This window comes from Pseudomonas sp. JZ134 (assembly GCF_051027695.1).
Taxonomy (GTDB): Bacteria; Pseudomonadota; Gammaproteobacteria; order Pseudomonadales; family Pseudomonadaceae; genus Chryseomonas; species Chryseomonas luteola.
Genome location: NZ_CP069251.1, coordinates 409,813 through 429,635 on the forward strand (window position 1 = coordinate 409,813; position 19,823 = coordinate 429,635).

Annotated in this window: 17 protein-coding genes and 1 pseudogene; 10 read left to right on the forward strand and 8 right to left on the reverse strand. The window is 54.9% G+C overall.

Going from position 1 to position 19,823, the window contains the following annotated elements:
• Positions 1-3 precede the first annotated feature (3 nt).
• Together JQR86_RS21310 and JQR86_RS21315 are read left to right on the forward strand one after the other, a co-directional pair.
• Positions 4-429: a hypothetical protein gene (locus JQR86_RS21310; RefSeq protein WP_407363973.1), complete on the forward strand. Its 426-nt coding sequence runs from the start codon at positions 4-6 to the stop codon at positions 427-429.
• Positions 430-692: 263 nt separating this feature from the next.
• Positions 693-1,301 carry an ERF family protein gene (locus JQR86_RS21315; protein ID WP_010798482.1) on the forward strand — a complete coding sequence of 203 codons (609 nt, stop codon included), beginning with the start codon at positions 693-695 and terminating at the stop codon, positions 1,299-1,301.
• Between the two features lie 128 nt (positions 1,302-1,429).
• Here JQR86_RS21315 and JQR86_RS21320 read toward each other — a convergent pair whose 3' ends face one another.
• The 3 genes from JQR86_RS21320 to JQR86_RS21330 form a co-directional block, all read right to left on the reverse strand.
• The gene (locus tag JQR86_RS21320) at positions 1,430-3,373 is read right to left on the reverse strand and encodes an AAA family ATPase (RefSeq protein WP_434154974.1); all 1,944 of its coding nucleotides are present in this window, start codon (positions 3,371-3,373) and stop codon (positions 1,430-1,432) included.
• Positions 3,370-4,449: a metallophosphoesterase gene (locus tag JQR86_RS21325; RefSeq protein ID WP_074825737.1), complete on the reverse strand. Its 1,080-nt coding sequence runs from the start codon at positions 4,447-4,449 to the stop codon at positions 3,370-3,372. Before JQR86_RS21325 ends, JQR86_RS21320 begins: the two co-directional genes overlap by 4 nt.
• Positions 4,450-4,620: 171 nt before the next feature.
• Positions 4,621-4,896 carry a hypothetical protein gene (locus tag JQR86_RS21330; RefSeq protein WP_019367104.1) on the reverse strand — a complete coding sequence of 92 codons (276 nt, stop codon included), beginning with the start codon at positions 4,894-4,896 and terminating at the stop codon, positions 4,621-4,623.
• Between the two features lie 439 nt (positions 4,897-5,335).
• Between JQR86_RS21330 and JQR86_RS21335 the strand changes: the two genes are divergently transcribed.
• Together JQR86_RS21335 and JQR86_RS21340 are read left to right on the forward strand one after the other, a co-directional pair.
• Positions 5,336-5,560 (forward strand): hypothetical protein, encoded by a 225-nt coding sequence (locus JQR86_RS21335; protein ID WP_010798486.1) that lies wholly within the window; start codon positions 5,336-5,338, stop codon positions 5,558-5,560.
• Positions 5,561-5,750: 190 nt separating this feature from the next.
• A complete protein-coding gene (locus tag JQR86_RS21340; RefSeq protein WP_434154975.1) occupies positions 5,751-7,919 on the forward strand; it encodes a phosphocholine-specific phospholipase C in 2,169 nt (722 codons plus the stop codon).
• Positions 7,920-7,975: 56 nt separating this feature from the next.
• Here JQR86_RS21340 and JQR86_RS21345 read toward each other — a convergent pair whose 3' ends face one another.
• The gene (locus tag JQR86_RS21345) at positions 7,976-8,434 is read right to left on the reverse strand and encodes a DUF3597 domain-containing protein (protein WP_010798488.1); all 459 of its coding nucleotides are present in this window, start codon (positions 8,432-8,434) and stop codon (positions 7,976-7,978) included.
• 722 nt (positions 8,435-9,156) lie between these two features.
• Here JQR86_RS21345 and JQR86_RS21350 point away from each other — a divergent pair.
• The 4 genes and pseudogenes from JQR86_RS21350 to JQR86_RS21365 form a co-directional block, all read left to right on the forward strand.
• Entirely contained in the window at positions 9,157-9,456 is a 300-nt protein-coding gene (locus tag JQR86_RS21350) for an ATP-binding protein (protein ID WP_434154976.1), read from the forward strand.
• 144 nt (positions 9,457-9,600) lie between these two features.
• Entirely contained in the window at positions 9,601-10,770 is a 1,170-nt protein-coding gene (locus tag JQR86_RS21355; protein WP_434154978.1) for a hypothetical protein, read from the forward strand.
• Between the two features lie 94 nt (positions 10,771-10,864).
• Positions 10,865-11,488: a class I SAM-dependent methyltransferase gene (locus JQR86_RS21360; RefSeq protein ID WP_434154979.1), complete on the forward strand. Its 624-nt coding sequence runs from the start codon at positions 10,865-10,867 to the stop codon at positions 11,486-11,488.
• Between the two features lie 15 nt (positions 11,489-11,503).
• Positions 11,504-11,683 (forward strand): annotated as a pseudogene (locus tag JQR86_RS21365) (methyl-accepting chemotaxis protein); the annotation flags it as partial.
• A gap of 51 nt (positions 11,684-11,734) precedes the next feature.
• Here the strand turns inward: JQR86_RS21365 and tyrS are convergent.
• Complete coding sequence (gene tyrS / locus JQR86_RS21370; protein ID WP_407363429.1) at positions 11,735-12,979, reverse strand: tyrosine--tRNA ligase; 1,245 nt, start codon at positions 12,977-12,979, stop codon at positions 11,735-11,737.
• Positions 12,980-13,287: 308 nt separating this feature from the next.
• Here tyrS and JQR86_RS21375 point away from each other — a divergent pair, with 308 nt between their 5' ends.
• Positions 13,288-14,496 (forward strand): PLP-dependent aminotransferase family protein, encoded by a 1,209-nt coding sequence (locus tag JQR86_RS21375; protein WP_434154981.1) that lies wholly within the window; start codon positions 13,288-13,290, stop codon positions 14,494-14,496.
• Here JQR86_RS21375 and JQR86_RS21380 read toward each other — a convergent pair.
• Positions 14,493-15,719 carry a CaiB/BaiF CoA transferase family protein gene (locus tag JQR86_RS21380; RefSeq protein ID WP_407363431.1) on the reverse strand — a complete coding sequence of 409 codons (1,227 nt, stop codon included), beginning with the start codon at positions 15,717-15,719 and terminating at the stop codon, positions 14,493-14,495. The two genes, JQR86_RS21375 and JQR86_RS21380, sit on opposite strands and share 4 nt — an antisense overlap.
• A 23-nt stretch (positions 15,720-15,742) precedes the next feature.
• Positions 15,743-16,924: an acyl-CoA dehydrogenase gene (locus tag JQR86_RS21385; protein WP_286788517.1), complete on the reverse strand. Its 1,182-nt coding sequence runs from the start codon at positions 16,922-16,924 to the stop codon at positions 15,743-15,745.
• Positions 16,925-17,079: 155 nt separating this feature from the next.
• Here JQR86_RS21385 and JQR86_RS21390 point away from each other — a divergent pair, with 155 nt between their 5' ends.
• A complete protein-coding gene (locus JQR86_RS21390) occupies positions 17,080-18,021 on the forward strand; it encodes a LysR substrate-binding domain-containing protein (protein ID WP_434154982.1) in 942 nt (313 codons plus the stop codon).
• On the opposite strand, the gene JQR86_RS21395 is transcribed toward JQR86_RS21390, so the two are convergent.
• Positions 17,983-19,590, reverse strand: a complete 1,608-nt coding sequence (locus JQR86_RS21395) for an inorganic phosphate transporter (protein WP_434154983.1) — start codon at positions 19,588-19,590, stop codon at positions 17,983-17,985. The genes JQR86_RS21390 and JQR86_RS21395 overlap by 39 nt on opposite strands.
• Positions 19,591-19,823: the final 233 nt, after the last annotated feature.

Sequence of the window (19,823 nt, forward strand, 5' to 3'; positions counted from 1 at the left end):
CCCATGGCTACCAACATTGAACGGTTCGATAATCTGGTCGGTCGGCTTTTTGGTGAGTTGTACGAGGCCTTCCCTATTCCGCGTAATCTCTTTTGTACCGATATGCAAAAGCACATCGAGGCGGCAGGCCTGAATGAAATAGATGACTTTAATCCCTGTGCGGATGAGGCTCGATTCTTTACCGCCTCGGTCAGATGGCTTGGCAATGCAGGCTTGATCGAACATGGCGATGTAGTGGCTGGAACCGCTCATGATTGTGTCCTCACTGCCAAGGGGCTCGAGATCTTGAAGGCAACGCCTGCATGCCTTGAAGGTGCTCTGGGTGATCGCCTTGTTCAGGCAGCTAAACATGACGCTGACGAGGAGCTTCGCCAACTGAGCGGGCAGGCCTTGAGCTATGGGATATCCCTCGCGCTTCATAAATTCTGACCCATTACAAACCTTTGCACCCTTGCAGATAAACCGCTTTCGCTGTGGTCCAAGTAGTAGCGCGTTTGATAACTGAGAAGCCTTTTAAAGGCAGTGTTCATCCGACGAAAGGTCAGGCAGTTTGGGGCTTTCAGCTTGGTTTTAGCCCGCTTGCCCCCATATAGGATGGACTGCCTGAAACACCTCTTTAAACCCTTCTCATCAGTTCTCGACGTTCACCCCTGTCCCGTCGGTAAGGGGTATGTTGCCTTGGAGATATCTGTATGAAAATGTCAGAAAACATCGACGCCCTTGCCAAGGCCCTGGCCGCCGCACAGGCTGAGATTGAAAACGCCACAAAGGGAAGCATTAATCCGCACTTCAGAAGCAAGTATGCGGATCTGGCTGAAGTATTGAATACAACCCGACCGATTCTGAGTAAGTTCGGCCTTTCGATCGTCCAAATGCCGGGCTTTGAAGATGGTAAGGTCAGTGTCGAAACGGTATTGATGCACGAGTCGGGTCAATGGATCAGCAATACCCTGCTGGGCCCCTGCATGAAAATGGACCCTCAAGGGGTTGGTAGCGCGATTACGTACTATCGCCGTTATTCCCTGGCAGCCTTTGCAGGCATTGCCCAAGAGGATGACGATGCCAATGATGCTTCTCAGACCAATGCCAACCGCCAGCCTGCTGTTTACATTAACAAGAGTCAGCTCAAGCGTATCGAAAATGCGGTAAGCGAGTGCAGCCCGGCCGTTCAGAAGAAGTTTGAAACGGATTACCCGGACGCCAGCAAGATGACCGTTGACGTCTATGACAGCATTGTCAGCAGTCTCGAGTCAGCCGCCAAGAAGTACCAGGAACGCAAGAGTCAGGACAACGCGGCATGATTTCCCTCACCTATCCATTGGCAAGCCTGCAGGGACGCTTGGCTTAGCTCTAACACTAAAAAATAGCAGACTGATTTTTACTAGCCCGCATCAAATGCCCTTTTGGCTATCCAATGAGCCAGCACCGCTTAGACGGTATATGCAGCTTCTACGGTAGCCTGTCCGTTTTCCTTGGTTATAGTGATGCTGTTACGAATCCAATCGCGTAGATCCGTATGGCTGATAACCAGGACCGTTCCCTTGTCATGGGACTTTTCCTCCAGCAAAAACATTAATCGCTCAAGACCGGCCTCATCAAGGGCCTGATCAATCTCGTCTGCCATAAACAACCTGATGGGTTTACTGGCTCGCGATGCGACCAGATCTTGCAGTGCCATGGCGGTTGCTAACCTGACTTTACGCTTTTCTCCTCCTGAGAGACTTTTAAAGGTCTCACCCCCGGTTGCGCTGACCACATCGATAGAGAACTTCTCGCGTAACTCTCCCTTGGCCGTCAATGCAATGGTAGACCACACTGCGGTCACGTTTCCGTCCGTCAATGTAGACAAATAGTGAGCCGTCCGAGCATTCAGGTAGGGGGTTACGTTATCCAGAATATGCGCACGAACGCCTGACGGGCTGAATACCCGGGCGGCTTCTTCCGCCAGTGCAAGCCGTTGCTGCGCTGCGCTCAATGTAGCCGTCAAGGCTTCTTGTCTCACCCTTGCCTGTACCAACTGCTCACGTGCACGCTGTATGGCTGAATCGTGCGGATTCTTTGCTGATTCGAGCTGCGCGATGCGCTCCTTCAGCACCTGTAGCTGCCTGGCCTGTTCCTGCCAGGCGTGCTGTTCAGCCTGGGTTTTTCGTCTTTGCTGCTCAAGCGCTTCCAGGGTTGCACTTTGCTCGGAAACATCAGTCATTTGCTGGCGATAATTCCATAGGCTGTTTTCCAACTGGTCAAGCGCCTCTTTCGCTGTCTTCGCTTGATCTTGTAGCGCAAGTACCTTTTCCTGCTGCGTTTTCACGGATTGCCGGGTCATGTCTCGTGAGGCATCAAGATCCTGTGGTTCGATGACATGACCGCATTGAGAACACGTAGTACCTACTTGATCGTCAATGTGCTCCAACGTGTGAGCGAGCCGCTGGGTCTTGGCTTGTTCACGCTCCAGGGTCTGTTGGATTGCGGCATAAGCAAGCTCCGCCTCCCGAAGCGCCTTGGCATGGATACGCTCCTGCCGGCGTTCCTCATCGGACGCGGTGATCCTGCTACGAACGGCCGCGGCCTGCTCGTCCAGGCTTTTCAAGCGTGCCTGAAGATACTCTCCCAGGCTTGTATCAAACGCATCCCGAACGGCATGGTAGTGCTGGGTAGCGGTCTGGACGGCGGCGCTCTGCTGACGTATCCACGCCTCGCGATCCTGCTCAGCCGCCTCGACATTGGCGGTAAAGGTAGTGATGGCTGTTTCCAAGGCCTTGGCCTGAGTGGTGAGCTCTCCTACCTCGACCTTGCATTGATTAAGTCGGGCCCGAGCGATCTCATAAGCCTGTTGCAACTGATGGATACCTGCGGCCTCCTCTACCAGGAGCTTGAGGTTTCGGTCTGTCATCCCAGGTAGGTCGGGCATAGCCTCCTGACCCAGATAGATCGCGTTAACGAACACTTCGCGCGAACAGCCCATGACCTTATCGACCAGCACCTGGGTCAGCTTATCCGAGCCCTTGGTCAGGTCCTGCCATTCGCCCTCCATGAAATGCTCAAGGCGCAATTGATTCTTGTATTGGCGATGCTTGCGATGACGACTGATGCGATAGCGTGCGCCCGTCTCGTCAAGCAGCTCAAGTCTGACCTCTGTACCCTTTCCTGCGGTACGGTTGATCACCGCATCACCAGACTCCTGACGAGCGGTTTCGCCATACAGGGCCCAGCACAGTGCGTCGGCAATTGACGACTTGCCAGCGCCGTTACTCTTTTGGCTCGTATCATCCAGGTTCTCGCCCTGGATCAGTACCAGACCTTTGTCGCTCAGGGGAAGCGACTCGACATGTCCAATCGCCATGAAGTGAGTAATCGAAAGGCTCTGTATCCTCATGGATCGATCGCCTCGGCTTCGCTGAGTATGTCGTTGCACAGTGCTACCAGCGCGTCACCATGCGTGCTGTTTTCCTCCACCCACCCGCGGATCGATTCGCGTAGTGTCGGTGCGCTGGAGACCGGCGAGCGACGCTGCATAACAGCAGAGCGTGGCAAGGGGATGGCCTGTACCAGGCTTCCCAGCGCACCCCATGTCTTGAGCTGATCACGAAGGTGGGAAATCTCCTCCTCGGTCGCCTCGCCCAGCCGTGCCCGCACATAATTACCTTTGCACTGCTCCCTGGCTTCGTGCTCATCCCAGCGAATATCCAGATCCATGAAGCGGGGCGCAGAAGAGGTACGAAATACCACGTCGGTATCGCTGACCAAGAGATAGCCTGCCCGGGTCCCTATATCGTTCCAAGTCTGATGGGTGGTGGCGCCTACGCTATAGACCTCACCCTTGAAGCGCTTATGGTTATGGTAGTGCCCACTAAAAACGCGCTTGAACCCGTATCGGGCCAACTCTGCTGCGTTAAAGCCATGGTCTGGCAAGCCGGTTAGAACACCATTGACTGGCGCATGAATCATCAGGGTCCATGCGTTGGGGGCTTCCCCTTTTGCATTCAAATCTGTCAGGCAAGCGTCGATATGCCGGCGGACATCATCGAGTCGGTCATACCAAGGCACCATGACAACATGGTCATCCTCGAACAACGTTGGCGTTGAAATCACTTCAATACCAGGAATGGTACGCAAGCTCTCGCAAGCATTGCCCAGCGCGCTACTGTCACGGGACTCAAGGTCATGATTACCTGGTAACACACGAATGTTCAGATCCAGGTCTTTCGTAAGCCGTGTGAACAGGTCGATAGTTGGATTAAGAACCGTGGGCGAAACGGAGCCACGTACATGAAAAAGATCACCTGTAATGTAGAGCGTATGTCCTCCTGCCGCACGAAGGTCATGCGCCGCCACCTGAATCTGATCCAGAATATGACCGAGACGGCTATTGAGCCCATTCTTGTCGACACGGGAAAACGCTGACCAATTATGCAAATGTGCATCCGAGCAGATGCCATAGACGAGGCTCATAGGCTGTCAGATCCTGCTGTAGGCGATAATACGTTTGACGTCGAGAAGAGACAGAGGTTGAACACCTCTACTGTATTACAGCGCCAACGGTGCAACGGCACGCAGCGGTAATGGAATCAAGATGGGGGCAACGGCAAAAAAATAAACGGTAGCAGGTGATCTGATGAGCCTTTAGCGAGACACCTGCCCTACGGGCGTTCCTACCAGGTCGTCTATTTGCAACTGCGCCTTCTGCTTGTTGTGTTTGAGCAGCTCATGCTCTATATCGTCCAGCAGCGTCTGGAACAGCGCACCATTTTTCAAATACCGGGCGGAAAAACGCCAAGTATAAGGCTCGCCTCCATCAAGAGGCTCTGCGGTAATCGTCAGGCTACCCTCTTGGTCGATGATGCCTTTAAGAGCAAATGAGTCAGCAAAAATGTAGGTAAGGCGAGACAGACACTTCATGATGCAAGCAGAACCAGGCAGTAGTGTTTGTTAGAGGCAGCGTTTTGCTATTTATTCGCCACTACAGCGTGCCGTCTGTCTAAAGGGATAAACGGTTAGCAAAAAAATCATCTTTTTTAAAAAGTTGCTCAAGTTATTGATTTGGCAGCCGATGAAATAGGCAGGCAGACAGGATACCCTGCCTAGCTGAGCATGCTGCCCCAGGGACGGGGCCCTTTCTTCCCGCCCAGTCCCTTCATTCCCATGAACATCTTCGGGTTTCGATGTTCAATGTCATCGTGGTGCTATCGCTGCCGTTGCAGTCGATACTGCCTTTTCGGAAAGTCTACCAAGCTAACGCAATGATCTTGGCTACACTTGCCACAAGCCGGAATCGCCCGCTGCGCTGAGGGGCGTCATGGTTGTATCACCTTGTCCCACTGCTACAAGGAAGGCTGTTATGGAATTCAAATGGCTACTCCGTGAGCTACAACGAGATCCCAACGACCAGGACTGGGTCAAAGGCTGGGGAGTTTATCGGAACACTCCATGGCATTTGGCTTGCGTTTACAACAGCGAGGCGGTAGCTGTCTCCGAGGCGGTAAGGCTTGGCCAGGGCTACGCCGTTTCCTGGGGAGCACACAAATTGGGCACCAACCAATTCATTATTACTGAAAAATCCTGATCTCCCTGCCTGGGTGCGATATGGCTCTGCCCAGTCGCACCGATTCATCTGGCAGACACGCGCGTCATAAACCTGCCTATAAATTCCAGATCGTTTCGTGGTGTCATATTTCTGCTACTTGCTACCCGTACAAATATGTAACGAGTTGTTCCGGCTAACCACCTCAGCACGTACAGGGAGCGAACGAGTCATGCCTTCTCTCACCCGCAGAAATCTATTGCAGGCAGCGGCCGTCGGGTCGGCCATCGCCATGCTACCCGCCTCGATCCAACGGGCATTGGCCATTCCCGCCCACAACCGTACCGGTACTATTCAGGACGTCGAGCATGTAGTCATCCTGATGCAGGAGAACCGATCATTCGACCATTATTTCGGAACGCTGCCGGGCGTACGCGGCTTTGCTGACCGGCTGACGATCCCATTGCCGGGCGGACGCACTATCTGGCAGCAGCAAGGTCAAGAGCGCGTTATCCTGCCTTATCACCTCGACAGCCGAAAAGGTAACGCCCAGCGTGTGCATGACACGCCACATTCATGGGCAGACACCCAGGCGGCCTGGGACAGCGGTCGTTTGAGTGCATGGCCAACCTATAAGACGCTGACTTCGATGGGATACTACGAGCGTAACGAGGTGCCCTTTCAGTTTGCCCTGGCCAATACCTTCACGCTGTGTGACGCCTACTATTGCTCGCTGTTAGGTGGAACAGCACCAAATCGCCTGTTTCTTTGGACCGGTACCAACGGCCCCACTGGCTCTAACGTCGCAGCGGTTGTCAACGAGTGGGATGCTCCGGGGCCGCCCGATGAGGGATATGACTGGACGACCTATGCAGAGAGACTTGAGGATGCGGGCGTCTCGTGGAAGGTCTATCAGTACCTGCCGGACAACTTTGGTGATAATGCCTATGCAGGCTTTCGCCAATACCGTGCCGCAAGCGTCAAGGTTGACAACCCCGCCCAGCCCTCTGCAGACTTTAACGACTTCGTCGTCTATCGCGAAGCGTTGGAGGCCGTCGCCCCGTTGTACAAAGGCAACGGTAATACGATGCCAGCAGCGAACAGCAACGACCTTGAAACCATGTTCGAGAGCTTTAGACGCGACATCCGACAAGGCAAGCTGCCTCAAGTGAGCTGGCTGATCGCACCGGCAGAGTATTCGGAGCACCCCGGTCCCTCCAGTCCTGTTCAGGGAGGCTGGTATACCCAGGAGGTCCTTAATGCACTGACTGAAAATCCAGAGATCTGGAGCAAGACGGTACTTCTCGTCAACTATGACGAAAACGATGGCTTCTTCGACCATGTGCCGCCACCTGCCGCTCCTTCCCTACGCGCAGATGGAACACTGGCGGGTAAATCAACCATTGCTTTCGATGCCGAAGTGTTCCAGCACAAAGCACCTCCTGGCTCGAAGGAACAGCCGGCCCCCGATGGACGTGTGTACGGACCAGGGCCCCGTGTCCCGATGTTTGTCATTTCGCCGTGGAGCCGAGGCGGCTGGGTGAATTCGCAGGTCTTTGACCATACTTCGGTACTGCAATTCTTGGAAAAGCGCTTCAACGTAAAAGAGCCCAATATCAGTCCTTGGCGGCGAGCGGTATGCGGAGATCTGACGTCTGCCTTTAACTTTGTCGATCCGAATCAGGAGTTGTTGCCGCCCTTGCAGACTACCTCTCGCCGTGCAGCGGATCAGTTGCGGGAAAAACAGGAGCAGCTACCGCAGGTCCCTGTTCCGCCTACTGACCAACAACAAGTCCCTGTGCAGCGACGTCTAGCTCGCCCTTCCCGAGCATTGCCGTATCGGATCGAGGTCGAAGCGGAAGCCAGTCCGGAGACGCGCCAGCTAACCCTGACCATGCGCAACACAGGCGAGCAAGGTCTCGTGCTGCATGTATACGATCGGCTGCATCTGGAGGATATCCCTCGCCGTTATACCATCGAGGCAGGGAAGCTGTTGAGTGATGTCTGGGTCCCCACTATTACAGATGATGGCACCTACGACCTGTGGTTGTTGGGGCCTAACGGCTTTCATCGAGCACTGCGTGGCAACCTCAAGGCTCCGCAGCCAGAAGTAAGGCTGCAGCGTGACGGTAAAAGCCACAATCTGGTCATGACAATCACCAATACAAGCCTGCAGGCTATGACCGTTCAGATTGATCGGTGTCCCTATACGTTTGAAAAGCCCCACGAGTTTCAGCTTGGTGCGGGTGCCACACATAAACAGCGTATATCGACGCGCGTGAGTGGTGGATGGTACGACATTACGGTTCGGGCTGATCAGGGCAGCTGGGAACGGCGTCTGGCTGGCAGACTTGAAACTGGCCGCCATTCGATTAGCGATCCCTTGATGGGCAATACCTGACCGTCGGAGGTGTCTCACAGGCATCCCTGAGCTGGATGCCTGCCTTCCAAAACCGGTTACGCCTTAAGCTCGGGAGGAACCGTCCCGTCGTGCTCGGCCAGCTTTTGCATAACGGCCTTGTGTAGCCAGTTGTTCATCTGCTCCGAATCTTCAAGCTTATCGGCAGGGCACCCAAGCTCGGCGGCCATCTCCTTGCGTGATTCATAACTGCTGTCCAGATTAAGCACCTTGAGCAGGTCGACGATGGAGGAGCGCCAGTTCAGGTGATCATTATGATTAGCAGCCATTGCATCGAGACGCGCCGAAATATCCATCGAATTTTGCACGCCGGTAGCTGCCGGAGCCTGTAGTTGCTCGGCACGAGCGCTGTGGGCAGCGTTGGTTTCTTCAGAATCGGTAACGATACGTGTAGACGTTTTGCTGGCATCAATGACGCCGACATCAGCCTTTCGCTGCTCTTCGTTACTAACGCCGTCCAAGCCAAGCTTGTCAAGAATCGAGCTAAACAGTCCCATGATTGACCCTCGTGATTAAACCTAGAGTACTTATGGACCCTAAGAGAGGGCCTGTGATTCAACGCTTTATGCAGCTGTAAGCGAGGCGATCACAAAAAACCATTTTTGCAAAATAATCTGTATAAAAATCAATAGCTTGAAAACATAACCTAATGTTGATCACTAATTTTAACGAGAAATCACTTTAACTCTTTGACCTTTTAACGCATTTTCTAAGATGTAGACGGCTTGGCCTCACGATAAATTGAAGGAAGATATCTATCACCTATCAACATAAATTTTTATCTTATAAATCAAGGGCATATAATGCTGTCCTAAGATTTCACTTTTAATGTAATGGTTCAGCTGAGGGTATGGCTGCTGTTCAGCAACGCACCATTACCGTACTTTGACATCGTTGAGTAACAGAGCGGCCTGAGAAGCCTTCCGCCATTATTGCCGCGCTCAATCGCCTACTACTCCGTATCCACTCGGGTGCAGAAGCGCAGCGCGCCTTGCTCGATAATATGGCGCACCCGTTGCGCACCCCGCTTGTCGGCTTGCATATCCAACGCCAATGGTTATGCGAACGATATGTGAGCGCTCTTGATAGCAGTCGCACGTTGAGCCTGCGAGCAGATGATTCACTAGACCAATCAACTACTGACCTTGGCCCGAGCCTCAACCTCCCACTTGCATACGTTCGCCCTCACCCCGCTGCGCCTGGACTAACAGGGCGGCAGATGCTAGACACCTCGATCTGGAGCTTGAGCTGCAGGCTGCCTCAACACAAGGCAATGCCTTTCTGCTGCGTCAATCTTGTCGACAATGCCATCCGCCGTATCCCGCCTGAAGGTTGCACCACAATGCGAGTCAAGCTGTCGGACCAGGCGGTCATCCTAGAAGTAGAAAACAGTGGGCCAGGTATTCCATCGGATGAACGTGAGCGTATCTTCGAGCGATTCTATTGGCTTGAGTGGGGTATGGTACGGGCGTTGGAATTGCCATCATGCGAGACATCGCCCATGCCCGTATTCAGCTGAGGATGGAAAAGGGCTTATGGTTCATCTGATATTTTCCTTCGCTACATATTTCGGATTTCCGTCTACGCTCATAAGGCCAGATAACACCGGCCCTGTAATAGCAAAGCGCGTACAGGTCATTACTAGATCGTAGGGATATCCGTCATGTTCAGGTTGAAACCACTCGCACTGCTTATCGGACTACTCGGCACCACCCATAGTTACGCCGCGTCAAATACGGCCGACTTGACTCAGAGCGGTGTGCAGAATACGGCCGCGCTGACACAAACCGGGCAAGGCAACCACAGCGTTCAGGTCCAGCTGGGCACCGACACCCGTCAAACGGTGCTGCAAACGGGCGAACTCAATGCGGCATCGATCTACCAGGGAGAAAGAACTCGCGGGACTATTGATATCGATCAGAGTGGTGAAAGCCACCTGGTGGAGATTTATCAGGACACTCGAGGATGGTCTACCGTGGCGGTTACACAGCGAGGCAGCGTGAACGAGGCGCGTATCGATCAGGGCAGCAATAACGCCGGGCGTGTCACGAGCTACCAGGAGGGTACTCACAACCTGCACGACTTCCGGTTGGAAAACATGAGTGGGACGCCCAGCCTCAGTGCCCGCACCCTGGGCAATGGCAATACCATGAGGGTTGTGCAGGGCGAGGATGCCCAATACTTCATGGATGCAGACCTTGTGCAAAACGGTGACAACAACCTGATCGACCTGCAACAGCAATGGCGTCGTCAGGAGGCCGAGGTCAATCAGCAGGGTAATGGCAATATCGTTCAGGTGCAGCAGAGCGGCTTGGGGCCTATCGAGGGCGAGCTGAGCGGGTCTCTGACGCAGGCCTCCCAGAATGGGAACGACAACGTTATGAACGTCCGCCAGGGAAGTGACGGCAATAATCTCATCTCCAGCCAGAACGGTGACCGTAATACTCTGGATGTGCAGCAATGGGGGTGGTCTGGCTACCTGACCACCAAGATGACCAACCGCCTGGAAGCTACGGTAAACGGCAACGATAACCGCATGACCGTGGTGCAAATGGGGGGTGCGGGTGCCCATGAGATTACGGCCGAGCAGACCGGTAACAACAGTGAGATGAACTTAAGTCAACGAAACACGACTGACAGCTCCCTGGATATGGCGCAGCGCGGGGATGGGCTGGTCATGACAGTGACTCAAATGAATACTCAGAATGACCATTTCGCGCTAGTGCAGGAAGGCACCAACCACACCCTAAGCCTTGAGCGCTCAGGCATAGGTAATGAAGCGATCGTTTCTCAACTGGGTACAGCCAATATGGCCTCGATGATTCAGCAATGATCGCCTGAGCCAGGCGGGGTATTCTCCCCGCCTTTTGTTTTACAGACCGGATACAGTAGTACCGTCTTTCAACGGATCACGTGGCCTGTTCAACATGAGTTCCTGGTACGAGCGCCGTGTTTTGCCTTATCTGCTCGATATTGCCTGCGGGATTAAACCCGTACGCCTGCAGCGGCAGTCTCTTATCCCTTTGGCGTATGGTCAGGTGCTGGAAATTGGCATCGGGACCGGGCTCAACCTTGAGCACTATGACAGGTCTCGGGTAGCGCGTATCGTTGGGCTGGACCCCTCCCTGGATATGCACCGGCTGGCTCGGTCTCGTGCTCAACGCGCAGGCCTTGACGTCGAGCTGGTTGATCTGTCGGCCGAGCGGATTCCCTTTGAGAATCGCTCCTTCGACACGGTTGTGGTGACCTATTCGCTGTGCACGATTCCAGATCCGGCCGCTGCACTTAAAGAGATGCATCGCGTACTCAAGCCGGAAGGACAGCTCCTGTTCTGCGAGCATGGACAAGCCCCCGATGAAGCGGTGCGTGTATGGCAAGATCGGATGACGCCGCTCTGGTCCCAAGTAGTGGGAGGCTGCCACCTGAACCGGGAAATAAGCAAACTTATCCATGACGCCAAATTCGAAATGATTGAATTCAAAACGTTTTATTTAACGGGCTTACGCCCATTAACGTACCATTATTGGGGCGTTGCCCGTCCCTTAGCCTGAGTCTTACAACGAGAAAACCTGCTGATCGCTACGGCGTTTGAAGAACAGGCCCAAGTAGCCCGGGCCGTTGACTACAATCTGCTCAGCATCCGTGAATTGTCGATACAGACGTCCGCAGGTGCCAACCAGACCACTATGGCCAGCGCGGAACTGCCTCGCCTAGCTGTGGATATGAACCGACTTGTGATGCGGTTTGCGACGCAAAGCCAGATAGAGAAAGCCCCGGAACACCGGGGCTTTTCTTTTTCAGTCCACCAGCACAACCTGAAAATGACGCTTCTTGCCCAGGCTCAATCGGCTGCCCTCCAGCGTGGGAGACAAGGGCTCGTCCGGATTCTGGACCTGCACGTCGTCCAGGCGTAGCCCACCGCCGTCCGCGAGTCGGCGCACGGCACTGCGCGAACCCTGTAGTCCGCTAGCCACCAGAAGATCGGTCAGGGTGAGGCCCGTTTGCAGTGCGGCGCGGCTGGCTTCCACTTTGGGTAGTGTGTCGCTCTGGCTGCCCTCACTGAACAACGCCCGTGCCGCTGTCTCCGCGTCACGCTGGGCCGCTTCGCCATGGCACAAACGGGTCGCCTCGTTGGCCAGAACGATTTTCGCCTCGTTAAGCTCTGCACCCTGCAATGCGCCTAGGCGTCGTACTTCGTCCATAGGCAGTTCGGTAAACAGTGCCAGGAAACGCTGTACGTCCCGATCATCGCAGTTGCGCCAGAATTGCCAGAAATCATAGGCAGAAAGCTTATCGCTGTTGAGCCATACCGCGCCTTGTGCCGACTTGCCCATCTTCTTGCCGTCACTCGTGGTCAACAGCGGCATCGTAAGCCCGTAGAGCTGCGGGCCATTCTGGCGACGTGACAGCTCAACGCCATTGATAATGTTGGCCCACTGGTCAGCGCCGCCCAACTGCAGAGTGCAGCCATACCGATGGGCCAACTCGACGAAATCATAAGCCTGAAGCAAGGTGTAGCCAAATTCCTCGAAGGACAGAGAGTGCTCACGATCCAGGCGATTGCGGATGGCATCGAACGTGAGCAGGCGGTTGATCGAGAAATGCCGTCCTACGGTATTGAGGAAATTCAGGTAACCCAGCCCATCAAGCCACTCGGCATTGTCTACCACCCGGGCTTGCCCGTCCGTATCGCCCACTTCCAGGTAGGTCGTAAATGCCTTGGCAATACCGGACATATTCTGAGCGATCTGGGCGTCGTTCAGCACCGGGCGGCTGCTGTCCCGAAAGCTGGGATCGCCAATGCGCGTCGTGGCGCCACCGATCAAAAGCAGGATCGGATGCCCTGCACGCTGCATCCAGCGCATGAGCATGAGACCTTGCAGATGCCCGACGTGTAGGCTATCAGCCGTTGCGTCAAAGCCTAGGTACGCGGTCACTGGTCCGTTATTGAGCGCTTGGCCAAGACCGTCACGGTCGGTGATCTGATGGACGAAACCACGTTCTTCCAACAGGTGAAGCAGGTCTTGCTGGGGCTTGTTCATTGAGTACGTCTCCTTGGCTTTCTGGCCTGCGGAGACTGGGAGAGGTTGCATTCACCGAGCCGCCACAGGCGGTTCGGAATGCAGCGCAGCACCTACCACCCGAAAGAGTTCAGGTAGTAATAATACGCAGCGATGGGTGTAATAAAGGTATTCATGGGTGACAAAGCTAACCGGTTCAGCAGGAAAGTCAAGCGAAACGGCAAATCACTAGAATTCCTTTCTTTCAACAGCCTATGACTTTTTCTCGTTTGTAGTGAGGGAAGCGGCAGACGCATAGTCTTCGCATCGTGATTAACGGCGAATCCCTCATGCGTATCTTCAACCCTGTCTTCGAGTCGCCACAAGGTTCTCCCATACGTGAGCTGTTCAAGTATCTCTCCGTCCCTGGCATGATTTCACTGGCGGGCGGCTACCCTGCCTCCGATCTGTTTGATGAAGCAGGGCTGGCAGAGGCGATGACAGTGGCCTTTCGCAATCCCGTCGGCTGCCTGCAATATTCCGGCAGTGAAGGTCTGCCGGGACTACGCGAGGCACTGGCCCAGTTGAGCCGCCAGCGCGGTATTCCCTGTAAGGCGGAGGATCTGATCGTCACGTCTGGCTCGCAACAAGGGTTTGATTTGCTGGTTCGTGTCCTGCTGTCGCCGGGTGACGCCGTTCTGGTAGAACAGCCTACCTACCCCGCTACGCTTCAAGCCTTACGGTTGGTTCAAGCACGAATCGAAACCGTTGCCTCGGATCTGGACGGTATCGATCCTACGCAACTGGATAGTCAGCTGGCCCGCTATACGCAGGAGCAACGACCGAAGTTTCTCTATCTCTCCCCCACATTTGCCAACCCTACCGGACTTACGCTTGGTCTGGAACGCCGCCGCGCCTTGCTGGAGGTGGCGATGCGTCATGACCTGCTGATTATTGAAGATGATCCGTATGGTGATCTACGCTTTACCGGTGTTGCCATTCCTACGCTGGCAGAGCTGGCTCGCACGCAGCCGGAAACCCGAGATCAGGTAGTCTATTTGTCCAGCCTTTCAAAAATCGTGGCGCCTGGGGTTCGTATTGGCTGGATGATAGGGCCTGCCGAGGTACTTAAACGCTGTACGATCGCCAAGCAAACCGCTGACCTGTGTACCTCCGGCTGGATGCAATCCATTGCCGAAGCCTACTTGAAGCAGGGTTTACTGGAGCGGCATCTACCGGTGCTTACCGCGGCCTATCATGAGAAGTGCCTGGCGCTAGTGAGTGGTCTACAGACACACCTTGGCCAACGATTCGAATGCCGGATGCCGGCAGGCGGGCTGTTTGTCTGGGGGCGTTGGTCAGAGGGGCTGGATGCCAAGGCGGTCCTTGAGCAGGCTATTGAGCATAAGGTCATGTACGTTCCAGGCAGCGCCTTCTACGCCAAAGCCCCTGACCACTCTACGGTACGGCTGTCGTTTGCTGCGCCATCGCTTGAGCAGATCGACCACGCAGTAGAGCGGTTGGCCTTGGCCGTTCAGTCATTCGGGCGTAAAGGCTAACCGACTATACCCGCCTGCCTCCAGGCGTTGATTCTGGCATCGCCGTGACCCAGAAGATACCGCAACACCTGCTCGGTATGCTCACCGAGCAGCGGTGGAGGACGTCGGTACTCCACGGGCGTTCTGGAAAGACGCATCGGGCTTGCCACCTGCGGAACGGTTTGTCCCAGCGGATGCGCCATCGTAAAGGCCAGATTGCGTGCCGCTACCTGCTTATCGGCAAAAACTTGGGCCACTGAATTGATCGGACCACAGGGCACCCCCACCGCTTCGAGCAGGGCGATCCATTCTTCAGTACGCCTGAAAACGGTAACCTGCCGAATCAGCGGAACCAGTTCCATACGATGGACGACCCTCGCCTGGTTGGTGGCAAAACGAGGATCATTCACCCAATCCAGCCGGTCTGCCACCTCGCAGAACCGGCGGAACTGAGCATCATTGCCAATCGTGAGGATCATATCGCCATCGGCTGTTGGAAAGGCTTGATACGGCACGATGTTGGGATGGGCATTGCCAAGGCGCGTTGGCGACTCACCGGAGACCAGATAATTCATGGCCTGGTTGGCCAAGCAGGCCACTTCAACATCGAGCAGCGCCATGTCGATATGCTGCCCTTCACCGGTCTGAGTCCGATGGTTCAGCGCAGCCAGAACAGCAACCGTGGCATACAGCCCCGTCAGGATATCTACCAGCGCAACCCCTGTCTTGACCGGGCCACCGCCCTCGTCATCATCCGGATGGCCTGTCAGACTCATAAGGCCGCCAAGACCCTGTATCAAGAAGTCATAGCCTGCCCGCTGTGCATAAGGGCCGCTCTGACCAAAACCGGTAATCGAGCAGTAGATCAATTTCGGGTTAAGAGCACTGAGCGAGGCGTAGTCCAGGCCATAGGCTGACAAGCCTTCAACCTTGAAATTTTCTAGCACCACATCGGATTTAACAGCCAGATCCCGAAGGATCTGCTGACCGTCGGGCTGGGTGAAGTCCACGGCTATCGACTGTTTGTTGCGATTGGCTGACAGAAAATAGGCCGACTCGCCCGTGTTCGCCCCTAGCGAGTCTTTTAAAAAGGGCGGCCCCCAATGGCGTGTATCATCTCCTCGCCCGGGGCGCTCGACTTTGATGACTTCTGCCCCCAGGTCCGCCAGGATTTGTCCTGCCCAAGGCCCGGCAAGAACCCGTGACAGGTCCAGGACTCGTAAGCCTGCAAGTGCTCCAGCCATGAGCCAGGCCTCCTTGAGAGTGATCAAAAGAAGGCCTGGATGCCGGTCTGTGCCCGTCCCAGGATGAGCGCGTGCACATCATGGGTTCCCTCGTAGGTATTGACTACCTCGAGATTGACCAGATGCCGCGCAATGCCAAATTCGTCAGAGATACCATTGCCTCCAAGCATGTCCCGGGCCATACGGGCAACGTCCAGTGCCTTGCCACAACTGTTGCGTTTCATGATTGAAGTGATCTCCACAGCGGCCGTCCCCTCGTCCTTCATTCGTCCCAGACGCAGGCAGCCTTGCAGGGCCAACGTGATATCGGTTTGCATGTCGGCCAGCTTCTTTTGAATGAGCTGATTTGCAGCAAGAGGTCGACCAAACTGCTTGCGATCAAGGGTGTATTGTCGAGCGGTGTGCCAGCAGAACTCGGCCGCACCCAATGCGCCCCAGCTGATCCCGTACCGGGCGGAATTGAGGCAGGTAAACGGACCTTTCAGGCCGCGTATTTCTGGAAATCGGTTTTCCTCAGGGACAAAGACGTTATCCATTACGATTTCACCCGTTACCGAGGCACGCAGCCCCACCTTGCCGTGAATGGCAGGTGCGGTGAGACCTTTCCAGCCTTTTTCCAGAATGAATCCGCGGATATCACCGGCCTCATCCTTGGCCCATACAACAAACACATCGGCAATCGGACTGTTGGTAATCCAGGTCTTGCTACCGGTGAGGCGATAGCCGCCTTCTACCTTTTTTGCGCGGCTGGCCATTGATCCTGGGTCGGAGCCATGATCCGGCTCTGTCAGCCCAAAGCAACCAATCCATTCGCCTGAGGCCAACCTTGGCAGGTATTTCTGGCGTTGTGCCTGAGTACCAAATTCATAGATAGGCACCATGACCAGAGACGACTGGACACTCATCATGGAGCGGTATCCTGAGTCGATCCGTTCTACCTCACGGGCGATCAAGCCGTAACACACATAATTAAGTCCACTGCCGCCGTATTCACTAGGGATTGTGGCGCCAAGCAAGCCTGCCTCCCCCATTTTGCGGAAAATCGAAGGGTCGGTCTGCTCATGCCGGAACGCCTCCAGGACACGAGGTGCCAGTTGGGCCTGTGCAAATTGCGCGGCGCTGTTGCGTACCATCCGCTCTTCATCGCTGAGCTGTTGCTCAAGCAGGAGAGGATCTTCCCAATTGAACGGTGCATTGGCTGCCATTGCAGGTCACTCCGGTGATCTTGTTGTGAAGCAAGCCTAGAAGACGCCCAACTGTGCTGCAATCGAGCAATGTGCACAGGGTTGTGCGTAAAACTCACTTCACGCCATGATAATTACCGCTGCTGTAGGCATTTGTCTGTGAGCAAGAGGTACATGTGAGAAGAAAAATACCCAGTACGGCTGCGCTGATTGCCTTTGAGGCTGCTGCCAGACACCAGAGTTTTACCCGGGCCGCAGATGAGTTGGCTCTGACACAAAGTGCGGTATGCCGGCAGATTGCAGGTTTGGAAAGCTTTCTGGGCATTGAGCTGTTTCGCCGTACTCGCCGGGGTGTTCTACTTACTGAAGCGGGATTATCCTATAGCCGGCAGGTAGCCCAGCACCTGGATGCAGCCGAGCGGGACGCGCTGGCTGTTATGGGTAAGCATGGCTCAGGCCGGCTCGAACTCGCAGTAGTACCCACCTTTGGTACACAATGGCTCCTGCCACGCCTTAAGCGGTTTCAAGTACTTCATCCAGACATAACGGTCAATCTGACCAACCGTACCCGCCCTTTTCTCTTTGCCGACACTGACTTCGATGCCGCGCTTTATTGTGGAGACGGTGAGTGGTCAGGCACACAAACCCATTTTCTCATGCACGAATACCCGGTGCCGGTGTGCAGTCCGGCACTGGTCGATTACAAGGATGGCATTACCGCTCAGGCTGTTGCAGCGCTTCCGCTACTGCAACAGACCACACGGCCTTATGCCTGGCGACAATGGTTTAATGCGCAGGGCCTGTCATTCCCCCATGACCTGCATGGTCCGCGTTACGAGCTGTTTTCCATGTTGGCTCAGGCCGCCATCCATGAAATGGGGGTTGCGCTGATTCCGCCGTTCCTTATCCAGAACGAGCTGGAGCAGGAGCGGCTTATCATCTTGAATACCTCTAGCTACCGCAGTGACCGTGCGTATTATCTTGCTATCCCCGAGCGTACGACCACATCTCAAGCATTACAGTCCTTTCGCGACTGGCTGCTTGGCGAGGCACAGGAGTACCGCACGGGCAGCTTATTATCAGAACACGGCATGGAAGAGCCAGTACAGCAACCCTGAAAGCATCATCGCGGCGGGTAAGGTAAATACCCAGGCCAGGGCCAGGTTGCGTACCGTAGACATCTGCAGGCCACTGCCATTGGCTGCCATGGTTCCCGCTACACCCGAGGACAAGACATGCGTGGTCGAGACAGGCAGGCCATACAGGTCGGCTGCGCCAATAGTAGCCATAGCGACCAGCTCGGCACTGGCGCCTTGAGCATAGGTCAGGTGCGTCTTACCAATGCGCTCGCCCACGGTAATGACGATCCGTCGCCACCCAACCAGGGTGCCCATACCCAGCGCAATGGCCACTGCCACCTTTACCCAAAGCGGAATGAACCGTGTCGCCTCATCGATCTGGCGCTTGAATTCATTGAGATTGTTGCGCGTGTCGTCGGAAAAGGTATCGAGCTTTTGTTTCTTGAGCAGGCTGATGCTTTCTGAAGTCAGGTACATGTCGTTACGCACGTTCATCATGGCCTGGGCAGGTACGTTGGCCAGCGTGCCGTAACTTTTCACCTCATCGGCGATCAACCCGGTCACTGCACCCAACGCCGGAATGACCTCCTCCGTGGACTTGCGGGTACGTACATATTCCAGAAGTACGCCACGTGGATCGGCCGGTGCAGCGCCAGGTACGTCCTTTACAATTCCTTGTTGAGTCACCTGAGCTACAGCAACGAACTGCGGCGTTTGCGTGGCGGGCACTGCACGGTTCAGCGCATAGGCCATTGGCAAGGTACCTACCAGGATCAGCATGATGAGCCCCATTCCCTTCTGACCGTCATTGGAGCCGTGGGCAAACGACACGCCGGTGCAGGTAAGGATCAACATCCCCCGAATCCAGAACGGGGGCGGTTGAGTGCCTTTGGGCTCCTGATAGAGTGCCTTTTGCTTGACCAGCATGCGCAATGTCAGCAGCAGGAGCGCCGCACAGATAAATCCTACCAGGGGTGAGAAAAGAAGCGCATAACCCACCTTCAGCGCCTGGCTCCAATCTACCCCGCTGCTGCCGTCTCGCCCTTCCAGCCAGGCATTGGTCAGTCCGACGCCCAGAATCGAACCAATCAAGGTATGGGATGACGACGCTGGCAACCCAAGCCACCACGTTCCCAAATTCCAGACAATGGCGGCAATTAGCAAAGCAAAGATCATTGCAAAGCCATTGCTGGAGCCGACCTGCAAGATGAGGTCAACCGGCAACAGTGCAATGATGCCGAATGCCACGGCGCCGCTGGAAAGCATCACACCCATGAAATTCCAAAAACCGGACCACACGACAGCGACCTGGGCAGGCAGTGAATGCGTATAGATAACGGTAGCAACTGCATTGGCCGTATCGTGGAACCCATTGACGAATTCGAATCCAAGCGCAATGACTAGAGCCAGGCCCAGCAATGCGAACGGCAACCAAGTGGTGGCTACCGATCCGGCTTCACGGACGTCGCTGACGATACCGTAGGAGCTGATGAGAATGCCGGCAAAAAGCAATGAGAAAAATAGGAAAACACTTCGGCGACTGAACGTCTTGTCCAGCCGGGGACGCGTGGCTGCGGGGGCCGCATCATGAGCCTGGATCGTCGACATACGAGGGGACCTTATAGGACTGTTCACCTCACGCTATGCCCTCTTTGTGACATTTTGTATGCAAATATCGACCGTTTGTCCTTAAAGCGTCATCTTGTCATGAATGTTTCTTCTAGACATTTTGGGTACTGCTCAGACCCGCCGCCAATGATCGAAACCTAGTGTCAGGTCTTCAGACGCCATTTATTGCAAAAGACGCTAGCCACTTATAAGTCAGGCCTTTCATCAGTAGT